14 protein-coding genes, 1 tRNA gene and 2 pseudogenes are annotated in these 13,100 nt (G+C 71.0%); 10 read left to right on the forward strand and 7 right to left on the reverse strand.

Features of this window, described 5'->3' with window-relative positions; all coding sequences use genetic code 11:
- Positions 1-6 precede the first annotated feature (6 nt).
- The 6 genes from ACIF80_RS26020 to ACIF80_RS26045 all read left to right on the forward strand — a co-directional run bounded on the left by ACIF80_RS26020 (position 7) and on the right by ACIF80_RS26045 (position 3,129).
- A complete protein-coding gene (locus ACIF80_RS26020; RefSeq protein ID WP_399809066.1) occupies positions 7-522 on the forward strand; it encodes a tyrosinase family oxidase copper chaperone in 516 nt (171 codons plus the stop codon).
- Entirely contained in the window at positions 506-1,372 is an 867-nt protein-coding gene (locus ACIF80_RS26025) for a tyrosinase family protein (protein WP_399809068.1), read from the forward strand. Before ACIF80_RS26020 ends, ACIF80_RS26025 begins: the two co-directional genes overlap by 17 nt.
- A gap of 229 nt (positions 1,373-1,601) precedes the next feature.
- Positions 1,602-1,871, forward strand: a complete 270-nt coding sequence (locus ACIF80_RS26030; protein WP_399809071.1) for a hypothetical protein — start codon at positions 1,602-1,604, stop codon at positions 1,869-1,871.
- Between the two features lie 142 nt (positions 1,872-2,013).
- On the forward strand, positions 2,014-2,292 hold the full coding sequence (locus ACIF80_RS26035) for a hypothetical protein (RefSeq protein WP_399809074.1): 279 nt from the start codon (positions 2,014-2,016) through the stop codon (positions 2,290-2,292).
- A 148-nt stretch (positions 2,293-2,440) separates the two neighbouring features.
- On the forward strand, positions 2,441-2,707 hold the full coding sequence (locus ACIF80_RS26040) for a hypothetical protein (protein WP_399809076.1): 267 nt from the start codon (positions 2,441-2,443) through the stop codon (positions 2,705-2,707).
- A gap of 143 nt (positions 2,708-2,850) precedes the next feature.
- Entirely contained in the window at positions 2,851-3,129 is a 279-nt protein-coding gene (locus ACIF80_RS26045) for a hypothetical protein (protein ID WP_399809079.1), read from the forward strand.
- A gap of 126 nt (positions 3,130-3,255) precedes the next feature.
- Here ACIF80_RS26045 and ACIF80_RS26050 read toward each other — a convergent pair whose 3' ends face one another.
- The 3 genes from ACIF80_RS26050 to ACIF80_RS26060 all read right to left on the reverse strand — a co-directional run bounded on the left by ACIF80_RS26050 (position 3,256) and on the right by ACIF80_RS26060 (position 5,930).
- Entirely contained in the window at positions 3,256-4,230 is a 975-nt protein-coding gene (locus ACIF80_RS26050) for an alpha/beta fold hydrolase (RefSeq protein ID WP_399809080.1), read from the reverse strand.
- Between the two features lie 249 nt (positions 4,231-4,479).
- Positions 4,480-4,770: a chaplin gene (locus ACIF80_RS26055; RefSeq protein WP_399809083.1), complete on the reverse strand. Its 291-nt coding sequence runs from the start codon at positions 4,768-4,770 to the stop codon at positions 4,480-4,482.
- A gap of 200 nt (positions 4,771-4,970) precedes the next feature.
- The gene (locus tag ACIF80_RS26060) at positions 4,971-5,930 is read right to left on the reverse strand and encodes a D-2-hydroxyacid dehydrogenase family protein (protein WP_399809086.1); all 960 of its coding nucleotides are present in this window, start codon (positions 5,928-5,930) and stop codon (positions 4,971-4,973) included.
- A gap of 206 nt (positions 5,931-6,136) precedes the next feature.
- Here ACIF80_RS26060 and fecE point away from each other — a divergent pair.
- Positions 6,137-6,244: pseudogene (gene fecE / locus ACIF80_RS26065) on the forward strand (Fe(3+) dicitrate ABC transporter ATP-binding protein FecE); the annotation flags it as partial.
- Between the two features lie 46 nt (positions 6,245-6,290).
- Here the strand turns inward: fecE and ACIF80_RS26070 are convergent.
- The 3 genes from ACIF80_RS26070 to ACIF80_RS26080 all read right to left on the reverse strand — a co-directional run bounded on the left by ACIF80_RS26070 (position 6,291) and on the right by ACIF80_RS26080 (position 8,228).
- Positions 6,291-7,220: a DUF1963 domain-containing protein gene (locus ACIF80_RS26070; RefSeq protein ID WP_399809089.1), complete on the reverse strand. Its 930-nt coding sequence runs from the start codon at positions 7,218-7,220 to the stop codon at positions 6,291-6,293.
- A gap of 93 nt (positions 7,221-7,313) precedes the next feature.
- On the reverse strand, positions 7,314-7,937 hold the full coding sequence (locus ACIF80_RS26075; RefSeq protein WP_399809092.1) for a dihydrofolate reductase family protein: 624 nt from the start codon (positions 7,935-7,937) through the stop codon (positions 7,314-7,316).
- A gap of 215 nt (positions 7,938-8,152) precedes the next feature.
- Positions 8,153-8,228 (reverse strand) — tRNA-Arg (locus ACIF80_RS26080).
- A 321-nt stretch (positions 8,229-8,549) separates the two neighbouring features.
- On the opposite strand from ACIF80_RS26080, the gene ACIF80_RS26085 reads away from it, so the two are divergent.
- The gene (locus ACIF80_RS26085) at positions 8,550-10,154 is read left to right on the forward strand and encodes a dynamin family protein (protein WP_399809094.1); all 1,605 of its coding nucleotides are present in this window, start codon (positions 8,550-8,552) and stop codon (positions 10,152-10,154) included.
- A gap of 3 nt (positions 10,155-10,157) precedes the next feature.
- The gene (locus ACIF80_RS26090) at positions 10,158-12,296 is read left to right on the forward strand and encodes a YfjP family GTPase (protein ID WP_399809096.1); all 2,139 of its coding nucleotides are present in this window, start codon (positions 10,158-10,160) and stop codon (positions 12,294-12,296) included.
- 134 nt (positions 12,297-12,430) lie between these two features.
- Here the strand turns inward: ACIF80_RS26090 and ACIF80_RS26095 are convergent, their stop codons facing one another.
- A complete protein-coding gene (locus ACIF80_RS26095) occupies positions 12,431-12,643 on the reverse strand; it encodes a hypothetical protein (protein ID WP_399809426.1) in 213 nt (70 codons plus the stop codon).
- On the opposite strand from ACIF80_RS26095, the pseudogene ACIF80_RS26100 reads away from it, so the two are divergent.
- Positions 12,543-13,034, forward strand: a pseudogene (locus tag ACIF80_RS26100) (single-stranded DNA-binding protein); the annotation flags it as partial. The gene ACIF80_RS26095 and the pseudogene ACIF80_RS26100 sit on opposite strands and share 101 nt — an antisense overlap.
- Between the last annotated feature and the right edge of the window lie 66 nt (positions 13,035-13,100).

Consider the following 13,100-nt stretch of genomic DNA (forward strand, 5'->3'; position numbering starts at 1 on the left):
TGGATCATGAACGTCCCCATCGACCCGGCGCCCATGGGCGCCGAGGACGCGGCGCCGCGCCCGGCGCCGCCCGGACCGGCGGACAGAACACGACGGGACGTGGCGCGCGGTCTGCGGGCCGGCGCCCTCGCCGGCGCCCTCGCGCCGGTACTCGCCGCCTTCCGGTCTCCGCGCCCCGGACCCGCGGAAACGGACCCCTCGGGCGACACCGCCTTCGCCTTCGCCTTCGAGCGGACCTACCGCGGTCGTCGCATCCGAGGGATGTGGACGCCAGGGCGCACCGCGGCCGAGGACGGCCGGTGGCACGTCACGGTGGACGGCCGCCCCCTGCCTCTGATGCGCCGCGCCGACGGCGGCTGGCTGAGCACGGTCGACCACTACTGCTCCTACCGGACGCCGCTCGAGGCCGCCCGCGCGGCCGTCGACGCGCTCGGCCCCGGCGAGCGGCTGCGTGACGCGGCGTCTGCGCCGGGGAGTGCGGGACACGCGCACGGGGAGGACCGGCATGGCGTACGTGCGTAAGGACGCCGGCACGCTCACGGCGGCCGAGAGGCGACGGTTCGTCAAGGCGCTGCTGGAGGTCAAACGGCGGGGCGAGTACGACGAGTTCGTACGGACGCACCTCGCGTACTTCTCCTCCGACGGCGAGCGCGGACTGCGCACCGCGCACATGGCGCCCTCCTTCCTGCCCTGGCACCGCCGGTTCCTGCTCGACCTGGAGACCGCCCTGCGCCGGGTGGACCCGTCGGTGACCCTGCCGTACTGGGACTGGACCCGTGACCGCACGGCCGCCTCCACCCCGTGGACGGCGGACTTCCTCGGCGGTGACGGGCGCCGTTCCGACCAGCAGGTGATGACGGGGCCGTTCGCGTACCGGCAGGGCGACTGGACCATCGAAGTGGGCGTGACCGACGGAGGGTTCCTCACCCGGGACCTCGGCCGCCGCCGCGACCCGATCGAGCTGCCCACCACGAGCGACCTGGAGCGGGCGCTGAAGGACCCCGTCTACGACGTGAGCCCCTGGGACTCGACGGTCACGCGGGGTTTCCGCAACAGGCTGGAGGGCTGGGGCACCGGCCGGGGCAGCGTGTCCTGGCGCAACCACAACCGGGTGCACCGCTGGGTCGGCGGGGCCATGCTCGGTGCCGCCTCCGTCAACGACCCCGTCTTCTGGCTGCACCACGCCTTCGTCGATCTGCAGTGGTACCGCTGGCAGCGCCGGCACGACGGGACCCGCTACCTCCCCGCGAAACCGCCGGGCCCCGACGACGAGCAGCACCGCCGGGTCGTGGCACGGCACGAGAAGCTGCCGCCGTGGGACGTGACACCGGACGAGTTGGAGGACGTGGGCCGGATCTACCGGTACGCGTGAGGCGGCCCCGGCCCGGCTCCACGAGGAGGAACCCGGCGCTCGGGGCACCGGGACGGACACGCTCCTGGACCGCTCGACACGTGTGTGGCAGGCCTGTGACGTGCTTCTTCACAGGAAAATTACGCACATGGGTGTTTTGACTGTCCAAAGTCGCAAACGTCGCTTACGTTATGCACTGTCGGTGATCAGCCCACCACGGGCTGTATCAACTCGTGAAATCGGAGAAGTAATGCGCAAGTACCAGAAGACCGCTGTCGTCATGGCCATGCTCGGCAGCGTTGCCTTCCTCGGCGCCGGCGTCAGCCACGCCGGAGACGACCCCTCGTTCAAGCTCTCCAACGAGCAGGCCACGACCTGTGTCCAGGACAACTCGGTCCAGGGCCTCGTCAACATCGACGACGTCAACGCCGGTGTCGGCGCCATCCTGGGCCTCGGCAACGCGGAGAACACCGAGACCAACGCGGTGGCCTGCGCCTCCAGCTTCACCTTCGGCGGCTGATCACCTTCAGGTGATTCAGGTGGGTCCCGGGGCTCGAACCACGCGTTCGGGCTCCGGGCCCGCCCGGCACGCACGCCGGTCCGGGGGTCCGGACCGGCTCCGCCGCCGAGTCGCGGCGGGGTGACCGTCAGGGAAAAGGCAGATGTTCAAGTCGAAGAAGACCGCAGCGGTGGCGGGGGTCCTCGGTGGACTCGCGCTGATCGGCGCCGGTGCCGTCCAGGCTGTCGGCGCAGAGGGCTCCGGCGGCTGCGTCAAGGACAGCAGGGGCACCGTTCGCTGCGAGCAGGTGAAGGAGTACCGGCTCCCGGCCGGCACTCAGGGGAAGGTCCGCTTCACCAACGAGCAGAAGCAGACCTGCTCCGGTTCGGATGTCGAGGTCTCCTGCACGAACAGCTCCCTCCTCGGTGGCGAGAGGGCCTGAGGGCTTCGCCACTCGGGTGTGATGCCTCTTTATTTGAAAAAAAGGCGTGATGCGGCGTTTCGTCTACCAACTGCCGTAATCGTCGCCTACATTAGCGACTGTAAGTGACCGGGCCATCACGGACCGTGTCAAACCAGAAGGAGAAGTAATGCGCAAGTACCAGAAGGCTGCGGTCGTCATGGCCATGCTCGGCAGTGCCGGATTCCTCGGCGCCGGCGTCGGTCACGCCAACGAGGGCCCCGAGGTCGAGGTCAGCAACTCGCAGGCCACGACCTGCATCCAGGACAACTCGAAGCAGGGCCTGATCAACATCGACGACATCAACCTCGCGGTCGGCATCCTGGGCCTCGGCAACGCGGAGAACACCGAGACCAACTCGGTCTCCTGCACCTCCAACTTCGCCATCGGCGGCTGATCACCTTCAGGTGATCCAGGTGGGTCCCGGGGCTCGAACCACGCGTTCGGGCCCCGGGACCGCCCGCTACATCGGCCGGTCCGGAGGTCCGGACCGGCTCCGCCGCTCAGTCGCGGCGGGCTGACCGTCAAGGAAAAAGGTAGATGGTGAAGTCGAACAAGATCGCAGCGGTGGCGGGGGTCCTCGGTGGACTCGCGCTGATCGGCGCCGGTTCCGTCCAGGCCTTCGGTGCCGAGGACCCGGACAGCTGCGTCAAGGACGAAAAGGGCACCGTTCGCTGCGTGCAGGTGAACGAGCAGGAGATCACGACCGATCAGGACGGGCAGATCCACTTCGTCAACAAGTCGGAGCAGACCTGCTCCGGTGAGGGCGCCGAGGTCTCCTGCGTCAACAGCGCCGTCCTCCCGGCCGAGAAGTCCTGAAGCCTCCGACGGTCGAGTGCCGTTGTCCACGGCATCCCTCCCGTCGGCATCCCCGCGTCGGATCATCCGTACGGCGGAGAGTGGCCGGAACCCGATACCGGGTTCCGGCCACTCATCGTGTGTCCGTCACCGATGGGCCGTCGCGCAGGCGAGACCTGCACCCGGCGACTCCACGGCAGTGCAGTACGGCAGGTCGTCGATGGGGCGGTCGGTGCAGAAGCGGCCGATCAGCTCCGAGGACTCCTGCCTGCGCTCGACCGTGACCAGATGGTCCGCCTCCTTGACCGTGGTGAACCGCGCCGCCGGAATCATCGCGGCGAGCTCGCGGCCCATCTGCGGGGTGCACAGGGTGTCGTACTCGCCCGTGAACACCAGCGTCGGCACGTCGGGGACGGGCAACGGCTCGTAACAGCCGTGCGTCACCAGCCTCGTGTTGTGTTCGACCGCCTTCCTGAGCTCGTCCGGCGTCTGGTTCATGAACTGGTGATGCAAAAGGCGTGCGACGGCCGCGTGCCTGCGGACCTGACCGGCGCCCGGGTTCGACATGAACAGCTCCACCAGACCGCCGGCCGCGGCTTCGATCTCGCCCCGTTCCAGCGCGTGCGACAAGCGCGGTACCGCGTCGGTGTAGATCTCGGGGAGACGCATCGCGGCGCCGCAGAAGACGATGCGGCGGACGGACTCGGGATGCAACTGCGCGAAGCGGAGGCCGACGACTTCACCGAAACAGCCGCCGAAGAGATTCACCGGCGGCATCCCGGTCTCCACCAGCATGTGCTGGACCGCGTCGGCGAGGAAATCGATCCCGTAGCGGGCGGGCAGGAAGTCCGCACTGCCGTATCCGGGGAGATCCACGGTGATCACCGTGCACAACGGTGCCAGCCACTTCTCGTGCCCCTGCCAGGAGTACCGGTTCTGGGAGGAGCCGCCGAGCAGCAGCAGCGGCGCCGTTCGCGGAGCGCTCTGGTGGACGATCCGGCACCCGTAAGCGAAGCCCTCGAACGCCAGGGTCCGCTCCTCCACCTGCTCCGGCGGTGGGGGAGCGGACCCGTCGCGTTGTGTGGTCAGTGAACCCTGGGGGGTGGTGAGGGCAGTGCGCATGGACGGCTCCGGAACAGGGGAAATGGCGACGAACCAGTCCATGATTACCAGCAATCATGGCTTTTGTTCGTAATCACTCATTTGTGGGCGATCCCGTCAGCAAGGTGTGCGCGCCTGCCGGGCGGTGACCGCCGGCGGATCCACCGTCGAACCTGAGGCCGGGGTCTCGGCGACGGTGTCAGGAGCGGCGAGAGCCCCGGCGCTCGAGGTGCCGGGGCTCTGGACGTTCTGCTGGTGACGCGTACGGGGTCAGTTCCCGTAAGCGTTCTTGTGGTTCTTGTGGCTCTTGTGGTGCTGGCCGTCCTCGTTCACGCAGGTGTTGCCGAACGCCGAGTTCAGCGCACCGACGACGCTGACGGTGTTCCCGCACACATTGACCGGCACGTGGACCGGGGCCTGGACGAGGTTGCCCGACAGCACTCCCGGGGAGTGGGAGGCGACACCCTGGGCGCCCGCGTCCGCCAGAGCCGTACCGGCCCCGCTCAGGGCCACGGCACCCGTGCCGAGTGCGACGCAGGCAACCTTCGCGATGCGCGACATCACGTTCTCCTTCTGATTCGATGAGCACGACCGCAGGGGGTGCGGCCGTGCTCCCCGTTCAACGCGGAGACGCACGACGAGTCACGGTGATCAGCCACGGATCACCCCGGGTGAAGAGGTTTTCTTCCGGCCGGCCATCCGCACCGGTCTTCTGCCCGGGTTTCCCGCCCCGGTCTTCCGCCCCGGTCTTCCGGCCGCTTTCAGGGCAGGCGCCGGACCGGTGCGCCGTCGAGGAAGGCGCGGATGTTCTCGGCCGCCTGGCCGTAGTACGTGGCGTAGTTGGCGCGGGAGACATAGCCGAGGTGCGGGGTGGCGAGCAGACGGGGGGCGGTGCGCATCGGGTGGCCGGCGGGCAGCGGTTCGATGTCGAAGACATCGACGCCGGCCCCGGCGATCCGGCCGTCGTGCAGGGCGACGAGCAGGGCGTCCTGGTCGACGATCGCCGCGCGGGAGGTGTTGACCAGGTAGGCGGTGGGCTTGAGCAGGGCGAGTTCGGCGGCGCCGAGCAGGCCGCGGCTGCGCTCGCCGAGCGCGAGGTGCACGGAGACGAAGTCGCTCTCGCGCAGCAGGTCCTCCTTGGACGGCGCGAGCTCCACACCCACCTCGTCGGCACGCTCCTGGGTGAGGTGGTGGCTCCAGGCCCCGACCCGCATGCCGAAGGCGAGACCGACCCGGGCCACCCGGCTCCCGATCTTCCCCAGGCCGAGCAGTCCGAGACGCCGTCCGTGCAGGTCGGCGCCCACGGTGCGCTGCCAGGGGCCGTCGGCGCGCAGGCCGTTGCTCTCCTCGACGATGCCGCGCGCCAGGCCGAGGAGCAGGGCCCAGGTCAGCTCGACCGGCGGGGTGGAGGAACTGGCCGTACCGCACACGGTGACGCCGTGCGCCTCGGCGGCGGCGTAGTCGATGACCGAGTTGCGCATGCCGGAGGCGACGATCAGCCTCAGCCGGGGCAGCCGGGCGATCAGCGACCCGGGGAAGGCCACCCGCTCCCGCAGCGTCACCACGATGTCGGCGTCGGCGAGCGCGTCGGCCAAGGCGTCCTCGTCGGTGAAGTGACCGTCGAACGAGACCACTTCGACGTCCTCCGCGACCGGCCCCCAGTCGGCGGCCTCGGCGGCCACGCCCTGGAAGTCGTCCAGCACCGCACACCGCAGCCGCATGCCGTTCCCCCCGCTCGTCCGTGGTCCGGGGCGATCAAGTTACCCTTCCTGCGGTCGGAGCCCGGCCCGGGGTGCCTGCCCCCGGGGAAGGTGAAGCATGCGTCTGCGGAGCCTCGTGCTCGACACGTCGCCGCTGCGGGAGAGCCGGCCGTTCCGGGTGATCTTCGTCGCGCGGACGGTCTCGCTGCTGGGCCTGGGGATGGCCGCCGTCGGAGATCGTCGACTCCCGGCTGATCGGGAAGGTCTTCGACCTTCCCGACATCGTCGTCCCGGACCCCGTCACGGGGACACCGAGGGTGGTCCCGACGCTCTGAGGGGACCGGGAGCGGGGCCCGGAGGAGCGGGGTCCCGGGCCCGGGATCAGCAGAAGTACGACTGCACGACGTTGTCGAAGCGCCCCGCCAGCAGGTCGTCACGGTTGATGAGCCAGCCCACTTCGCCGTCCCCGGTGTGGAAGATCTCGTCCTCGCCGAACTCCAGGAGGTTCAGCCACGGTCCGCCGTCCTGCTCGGATGCGCCCCGCAGGGCCTCGGCGTACAACTCGTCGAACCGCTCCGGCTCGTTCCTGCAGACGACCACGGCCTCCTCCCCCTTCTTCAGGAAGTCCGTTCCGTAGTCGGCCCGGTAGTACGGGGGATTCAATTCCACCCCGCGCAGTCCGCAGTCCCGGTGCACGAACGGAATGGTCCCGACCCGCTCGGCGTACTCCGCGACCGCGGCCAGCAGCGGACGGACCTCGTCCTCCACGTCCGGGTCCTCGGGGTCCGGCATGCGGGCCTCCGTCTCGTCGAAGTCGTCGTCGGGGTCCCACAGCCAGTCGAGGACGTCCCACGACGTACCGGTGCGGCACACCAGCACCCGCCGTTCGAGGACGTCCGTCGTCCACGTGTCGGAGGGGTCCTCGGAGTACACGCCCGAGGGCGCGGGGCGGACGTCCGTCCCGGTGCCCGGCGGTACGTGAACGACCCGCGCGGGTTCACCGTCCTCGTAGTCGCTGTCCGCGAAGAACAGCAGGTGCCCTTCGCGGGGGAGCCCGAGGTCCAGGGGCTGCTCCGGTATCGCGGCCAGATCGAGCCCGGCCACGTAGACGTCCCCGTCCCACGGGACGCCGTCGGGCAGCTCCGGCAGCCCACCGGTGTGACCCACCACGAGGTCGCCGGGACCGACCTCGGACGGATCGAGGATGTCCAGGTGGACGGACGGCTGCATCGTCCACATGATGCGCGTGACGGCATCGTCGGAGACGCCGTGCCGGCGGGCGAAGGCCCGGAACTCACCGGTATATGACATGACGTCATCCTGTCGTGCACCACTGACAGTTCTCTCCCCGGGACCTTGTCGCCGTTACGCGGAAGGCGCCGGGGAGAGTCCCGTGCCGCTCGGTCAGGTGGACGTCACCGGGCGGTAGCGCAGGTTCACCGCGGCCGTGGGATCGCCGCCGTTGAGCAGGGCGAGCCGGACGGGGACACCGCCGGGGCGGTCGAACAGCCGGATCCCGTCGCCGAGCAGCACGGGCGCGACATGCACGTCCACCTCGTCGACCAGCCCGCGGTCCAGCAGCTGCCGGCCGATGGAGGGCGAGAAGACCTCGAGGTTCCTGCCGTCGGCGGCCTCGAGCCCGATCCGGACCGCCTCGGCCACGTCGCAGCTCAGGAACGTCACGCCGTCGGCGGGGTGCGCGTCCTGCGGATGATGGGTGAGCACGAACACCGGCCCCTGCCACGCGCCCCCGTAGATCGCGCCGGCGTCGGGGGAGACGTCCCAGCCGTCCCGGCCCCCCAGAACGGCGCCGGTCGTCTCCGCGTACTCCTCGATGAGCCCGGGACGGTGCGAGGTCCCCGTCATCCAGTCCATCGCGTGCTCCGGCCCCGCCACGAACCCGTCCAGCGACATGGTGAAGTGCAGGAGCACCTTGCCCCCGGCCGTCTGCCGTTCCGTGTCCGGCAACGAACGGACCGGCACGGCGTCCGCACTCTCCGCGTTCTTCGTGCTCTTCGCAGGGGGCATGAAGCAGTCCTCTCTGTAACTGTCCTCCATCTCACTCCATGGACTGTCACGGGCCCGGAAACTCATCGAGGGGGTCGGCAGCGCCCAGTGGTGGCTCTTCGGGCCACGCGGCCGCGTCCAGGGCTTCGGGAGGAGGGGCCGGGATCCCCGCGGGCGGGCGAGCCACGGCGGGCAGGGCGCTGCCTCTGCCCCGAAACCCGAGGTGAGAAGGGTGGTGGCGCCCCCGGCAGGACTCGAACCTGCGGCCAAGCGCTTAGAAGGCGCCTGCTCTATCCACTGAGCTACGGGGGCCGGGTGTGGTGGCCTCTGTCGTGGTGCCCGGGTGGCCCCGGTCCCTGACGTTGCCGGGGACAAGGATAGGGCTCCCGCGTCCTTGCCCCTGTCGCCTCGCCTCCGTGACCCGATGTGGAGGTTCGGTGAAGCGGTCCCGATAATCGCAGGCGGGTACGAATCGTGCACCGATTTTGGCCCCTCGCGCATCGGGTGTTGTGCACTCGTTATGCCTGGGCTGCGCACGCGCCCCAGTCGTCCCTTCCATCCGCTTGTGTTCGATCGGCGCGCAGACAGGGTCATATGCTTCAGAATTCCCATGAAATTGGGCATTCTTCACATGTGGTGACCTTGGACGTACGGCCTCAGCTGCTCGACGCACTCTCCGCCCTGCGGGACCGTGTCGCCGCCGCACGCTTCCCGCTGCCTGTGGCGGGGGCTTCACGCGCGCGTGCCAACCGCGACGAACTGCTCGCGCAGCTCGACGATTATCTGGTGCCCCGCCTGAGAGAGCCCCGGGCGCCGCTGCTCGCCGTCGTAGGGGGGTCCACCGGAGCCGGCAAGTCCACCCTGGTGAACTCGCTCGTGGGACGGCGCGTCAGCGAGGCGGGCGTGCTGCGGCCGACGACCCGGACCCCGGTGCTCGTCTGCCACCCCGAGGACCACCACTGGTTCAGCGGGATGCGCGTACTGCCCGACCTCACGCGCGTGTGGAGCCCCCGGCGGGAGGTCGACGACCTGCTGCTCCCGGGAGAGAACCCGGCGCGCGTCCTGCGCATCGAGACCGCCGACAGCGTCCCGCCCGGCCTCGCCCTGCTCGACGCCCCCGACATCGACTCCCTCGTCGCCGACAACCGCGTCCTCGCAGCCGAACTCATCTGCGCCGCGGACATCTGGGTCATGGTCACCACCGCCGCCCGCTACGCCGACGCCGTGCCCTGGCACATGCTGCGCGCCGCCAAGGAGTACGACGTCAGCCTGGTGACCGTCCTGGACCGGGTGCCCCACCAGGTCGTGTCCGAGGTGTCCCGGCAGTACGGCGCCCTCCTCACCAAGGCCGGACTCGGCCATGTACCGCGCTTCACCGTGCCCGAGCTGCCCGAGTCGGCCTGGGGCGGCGGGCTGCTGCCGGCCTCCGCCGTGGCGTCGCTGCGGACCTGGCTCGTCCACCAGGCGCAGGACCCCGTCGCCCGCGCGCACGTCATGGCGCGCACCGCCCACGGCATCCTCGACTCCCTCAACTCCCGCATGCCGGAACTCGCCGGTGCCGCCGCCGCGCAGCACGCCGCCGCGTTGCGGCTCACCTCCGCCGTCGAGGGGGCGTACGACAAGGAGCACGCGCGCCTGCGTGGCCGGCTGCAGGCCGGGACCGTGCTCGCCGGCGACGCGCTCAAGCGGTGGCGGGCCTTCCCGCTCGACTGCACGCCCGGCGAACTCCTCGACACTCTGGTGGAGGGCCTGGGCGCCCTGCTGCTGTGCGCCGTCGCCGCCGCCGACGAGCGGGTAGACACCGCCTGGCGACGCGAACCGGCCGCCAAGTCACCGGAGTTCATCGACAGTGACGGGGCCACGGAGAGCATCGAGCACCGGATCGGGCTGGCCGTACGGCGGTGGCGGCGCGAGCTGGAGGAGTACGCCGAGGAAGAGGTTCGCGAGCTCGACCGCGGTAGCGCCCCCGATCCCGAGACGGTCGCCGCCCTGGTCGCCACGGCGCTGCTGAGCGGGCGCCGGGCGCGGACCGCGGGGGAGAAGCTCGCCCAACGGGTCGGCGCGCACGGGGCGGTGCGACTGCGCGACCGGAGCGGGCGGCTGCTCATCGAGTACGTGAACCGGGTCATGCACGCCGAACGTGAACGCCGGCTCGCGCCGCTCGACGCGCTCGAGGTGCATCCGGAGCCCCAGGCCGAACTCATCGCCGCGTTGTCCGTACTGCAGAAGGAGAGGTGACCGGTGACCGCCGTCACTGACCAGGACCAGGACCAGGATCAGGACCAGGACCACACCGAGCGCCCCGAGGAATCAGAGGGTTCAGAAGCGCCCGGGACGGCCGAGCGGCCCGAGGGGTCCGATCTCCCCGAGGACGCGCGCGGGGCGACCGGGCAGGAGCAGGACGGGCGCGAGCAGGGCCCGTACGGGGACGACAAGTACGGGGACCACGTGTACAGGGACGAGGACGCCTACGAGGAGGACGAGGAGGACGAGAAGGACGACGGCGGGGCGCCCGAGGACAGGACGGCCACGCAGTCCTCCTGGGCCGACGGGCTGATCGCGCGCCGGGTGGGTGAGACCGCGGGGACGGGGAAAGGCGCCGGGACACGGGCCGGGACGTCAGGAGCACGGGCCAGGACGTCGGGAGCTGGGAGCGGGACACGGACAGGGGCAGGGACCGGGACCGGGGCTGGGGCCGGGTTCGGTTTCGGGTTCGGAGCCGAGTCGTACGCCGCGATGGAGACCCGCGCGTCCGCGCCGCAGACGGCGTCACCTGTGGCGCCCCTGGCGTACGACGCGCCCCTGACGTCCCGGCTGGAGGCACTGCGCGAACTGGTGGGACTGTCCAGGGCCCGGCTCGACAGCCGGACGCTGGCCGGGGCGAGCCGGGTCCTCGACGAGGCCGCCGCGCGGCGCAGGCTCTCCGGGCAGCACACCGTCGTCGCCATCGCGGGCGCGACCGGCAGTGGCAAGTCGCAGCTGTTCAACGTCCTCGCCGGAGCCACCATTTCGGAGACCGGCGTACGACGGCCGACCACCGCCGCACCCATCGCGTGCAGTTGGAGCGACGGCGCCGCGGGCCTCATCGAACGGCTCGGCATCCCGCCCCGGTTGCGCCGGCGTCCGCTGCAGGCGACGGCGGACGAGGACGAGCAACTGCGCGGACTCGTCCTCGTCGACCTGCCGGACCACGACTCGGCGGCCGTGCAGCACCGCCAACAGGTCGACCGGGTGCTGGCCCTGGTGGACGCCGTCATCTGGGTCGTCGACCCGGAGAAATACGCCGACGCGATGCTGCACGAGCGCTATCTGCGGCCCATGGCGGCCCACGCGGAGGTCATGTTCGTCGTCCTCAACCAGATCGACCGGCTGCCCGGGGAGGCCGCCGAACAGGTCCTGGACGATCTGCGCCGCCTGCTCGACGAGGACGGCATCGCCCTGGGTGAGTACGGAGAACCCGGTACGACGGTCCTCGCCCTGTCCGCGCTCACCGGGGACGGGGTCGGTGAACTGCGCGAAGCCCTCGGTCAGTTCGTGGTCGAGAGGGGAGCGGCCGGCCGCCGTGTCGCGGCGGACGTGGACATCACCGCGGCCCGGCTGTGGCCCGTCTACGCCAACCGCCGGTGGGCCGGGCTCAGCGAGGAGGCGCGGGAGGAGTTCACGGACCGGCTCGCGGACGCGGTGGGCGCCACCGCGGCGGGCGAGGCCGCCGAACGGGCGTGGCTGCGCAACGCCAACCGCGCGTGCGGTACCCCGTGGCTGCGGCTGTGGCGCTGGTACGAGGACCGGGGCGGGCCGCTCACCGGGAAACTCCCGCAGCGGACGCAGCCCGACGAGGAGATCACGGCCAGGCAGCGGGTGGAGCAGGCGGTGCGCACGGTGTCCGACCAGGCCTCGGACGGGCTGCCCGAACCGTGGGCGCAGGCGGTGCGCGAGGCGGCGGTACGGGGCTCCCACGGGCTGTCGGAGGCGCTGGACGACCTCGCCACGCGCGCCGCACTGCCGCCGGGGCGGCCGCCGCGGCCCGGCTGGTGGCCGGTGGCCGTACTCGTCCAGGCGTCCATGACGGTCATTCAGTTCATCGGCGGGCTGTGGCTGATGGGCCAGATCATCGGGTTCATGTCACCGAACCTGGGGGTGCCGGTGCTGCTGATGGTGATCGGCATCGTCGGCGGCCCGATCGTCGAGTGGAGCTGCCGGATGGCGGCCCGCGGACCGGCCCGGCGGCACGGGCTGGAGGCGGAGAGACGGCTGCGGGAGGCGGCCGCGGGGTGCGGCCGCGCCCGGGTCCTGGACCCGGTGGCTTCGGAACTGCTGCGGTACCGGGAGGTACGGGAGGAGTACGGACGGGTGGCGGGGGTGGGCGTGGGGATGGGGTGAGGTGCGGGAGTGGCCCCTCCTGCGCGACCACTCCTGCGCAGCCCCTTCTGCACGCCTCCTCCTGCGCGGCCCCTTTGCGCTGCCGCTCGTACGGGTGGCGGAGTTGTCCACAGAGCGGCGGTGGTCCACAGGCGTCAGCGGGCCCGGTCCGACGGCGGCAGTCTGATGCGCAGCCGTACGGGACGGGCCCGTACGCGTATCCGCCCGGCCGCCGGTGCCGGCGGCCGGGCGCGGGAAGCAGGCGCGATGAACGAGACGATGATCTGTGCGGTGGGCAACGTGGCGACGCAGCCGGTGTTCCGGGAGACGGCGTCCGGACCGGTGGCGAGGTTCCGGCTGGCGGTCACGTCGCGGTACTGGAACCGGGACAAGGCGATGTGGGCGGACGGACACACCAACTTCTTCACGGTGTGGGCCAATCGTCAGCTCGCCACCAACGCCACGGCCTCGCTGTCGGTGGGCGAACCCGTGATCGTGCAGGGGCGGCTGAAGGTGCGCACGGAGACACGCGAGGGGCAGCAGGGCCGCACCTCGGCGGACCTCGACGCGGTGGCGATCGGCCACGACCTGGCCCGGGGTACGTCGGCCTTCCGCCGGGCGGGCCGCCCGGACCCACAACATGCCTCCCCGGACCGGCCGGAACCCACGTGGGAAACCACGCCGGGCGAGGGAGCCAAGGAGCCCGAAGCGGCCGAAACCACTGAAGCGGCCGAAAGTACCGAAGCCGCCGAAGTGACGGGTGTGGCGGGTGCGACGGATGTGGTCGAAACGACCGCCGCAACAGCCGTAGTCACCGCAACCGCA

Origin of the sequence: Streptomyces sp. NPDC085927, from assembly GCF_044540975.1 — a bacterium.
GTDB lineage: Bacteria > Actinomycetota > Actinomycetes > Streptomycetales > Streptomycetaceae > Streptomyces > Streptomyces hirsutus.

What these genes read in the sequence shown, in the direction of transcription:
- ACIF80_RS26050 (WP_399809080.1), bottom strand. Translation starts at nt 4,230, where the DNA reads ATGCGCACTGCCCTCACCACCCCCCAGGGTTCACTGACCACACAACGC.
- ACIF80_RS26025 (WP_399809068.1), top strand. Translation starts at nt 506, where the DNA reads ATGGCGTACGTGCGTAAGGACGCCGGCACGCTCACGGCGGCCGAGAGG.
- ACIF80_RS26045 (WP_399809079.1), top strand. Translation starts at nt 2,851, where the DNA reads ATGGTGAAGTCGAACAAGATCGCAGCGGTGGCGGGGGTCCTCGGTGGA.
- ACIF80_RS26075 (WP_399809092.1), bottom strand. Translation starts at nt 7,937, where the DNA reads ATGCCCCCTGCGAAGAGCACGAAGAACGCGGAGAGTGCGGACGCCGTG.
- ACIF80_RS26060 (WP_399809086.1), bottom strand. Translation starts at nt 5,930, where the DNA reads ATGCGGCTGCGGTGTGCGGTGCTGGACGACTTCCAGGGCGTGGCCGCC.
- ACIF80_RS26055 (WP_399809083.1), bottom strand. Translation starts at nt 4,770, where the DNA reads ATGTCGCGCATCGCGAAGGTTGCCTGCGTCGCACTCGGCACGGGTGCC.
- ACIF80_RS26020 (WP_399809066.1), top strand. Translation starts at nt 7, where the DNA reads ATGAACGTCCCCATCGACCCGGCGCCCATGGGCGCCGAGGACGCGGCG.
- ACIF80_RS26035 (WP_399809074.1), top strand. Translation starts at nt 2,014, where the DNA reads ATGTTCAAGTCGAAGAAGACCGCAGCGGTGGCGGGGGTCCTCGGTGGA.
- ACIF80_RS26070 (WP_399809089.1), bottom strand. Translation starts at nt 7,220, where the DNA reads ATGTCATATACCGGTGAGTTCCGGGCCTTCGCCCGCCGGCACGGCGTC.
- ACIF80_RS26030 (WP_399809071.1), top strand. Translation starts at nt 1,602, where the DNA reads ATGCGCAAGTACCAGAAGACCGCTGTCGTCATGGCCATGCTCGGCAGC.
- ACIF80_RS26040 (WP_399809076.1), top strand. Translation starts at nt 2,441, where the DNA reads ATGCGCAAGTACCAGAAGGCTGCGGTCGTCATGGCCATGCTCGGCAGT.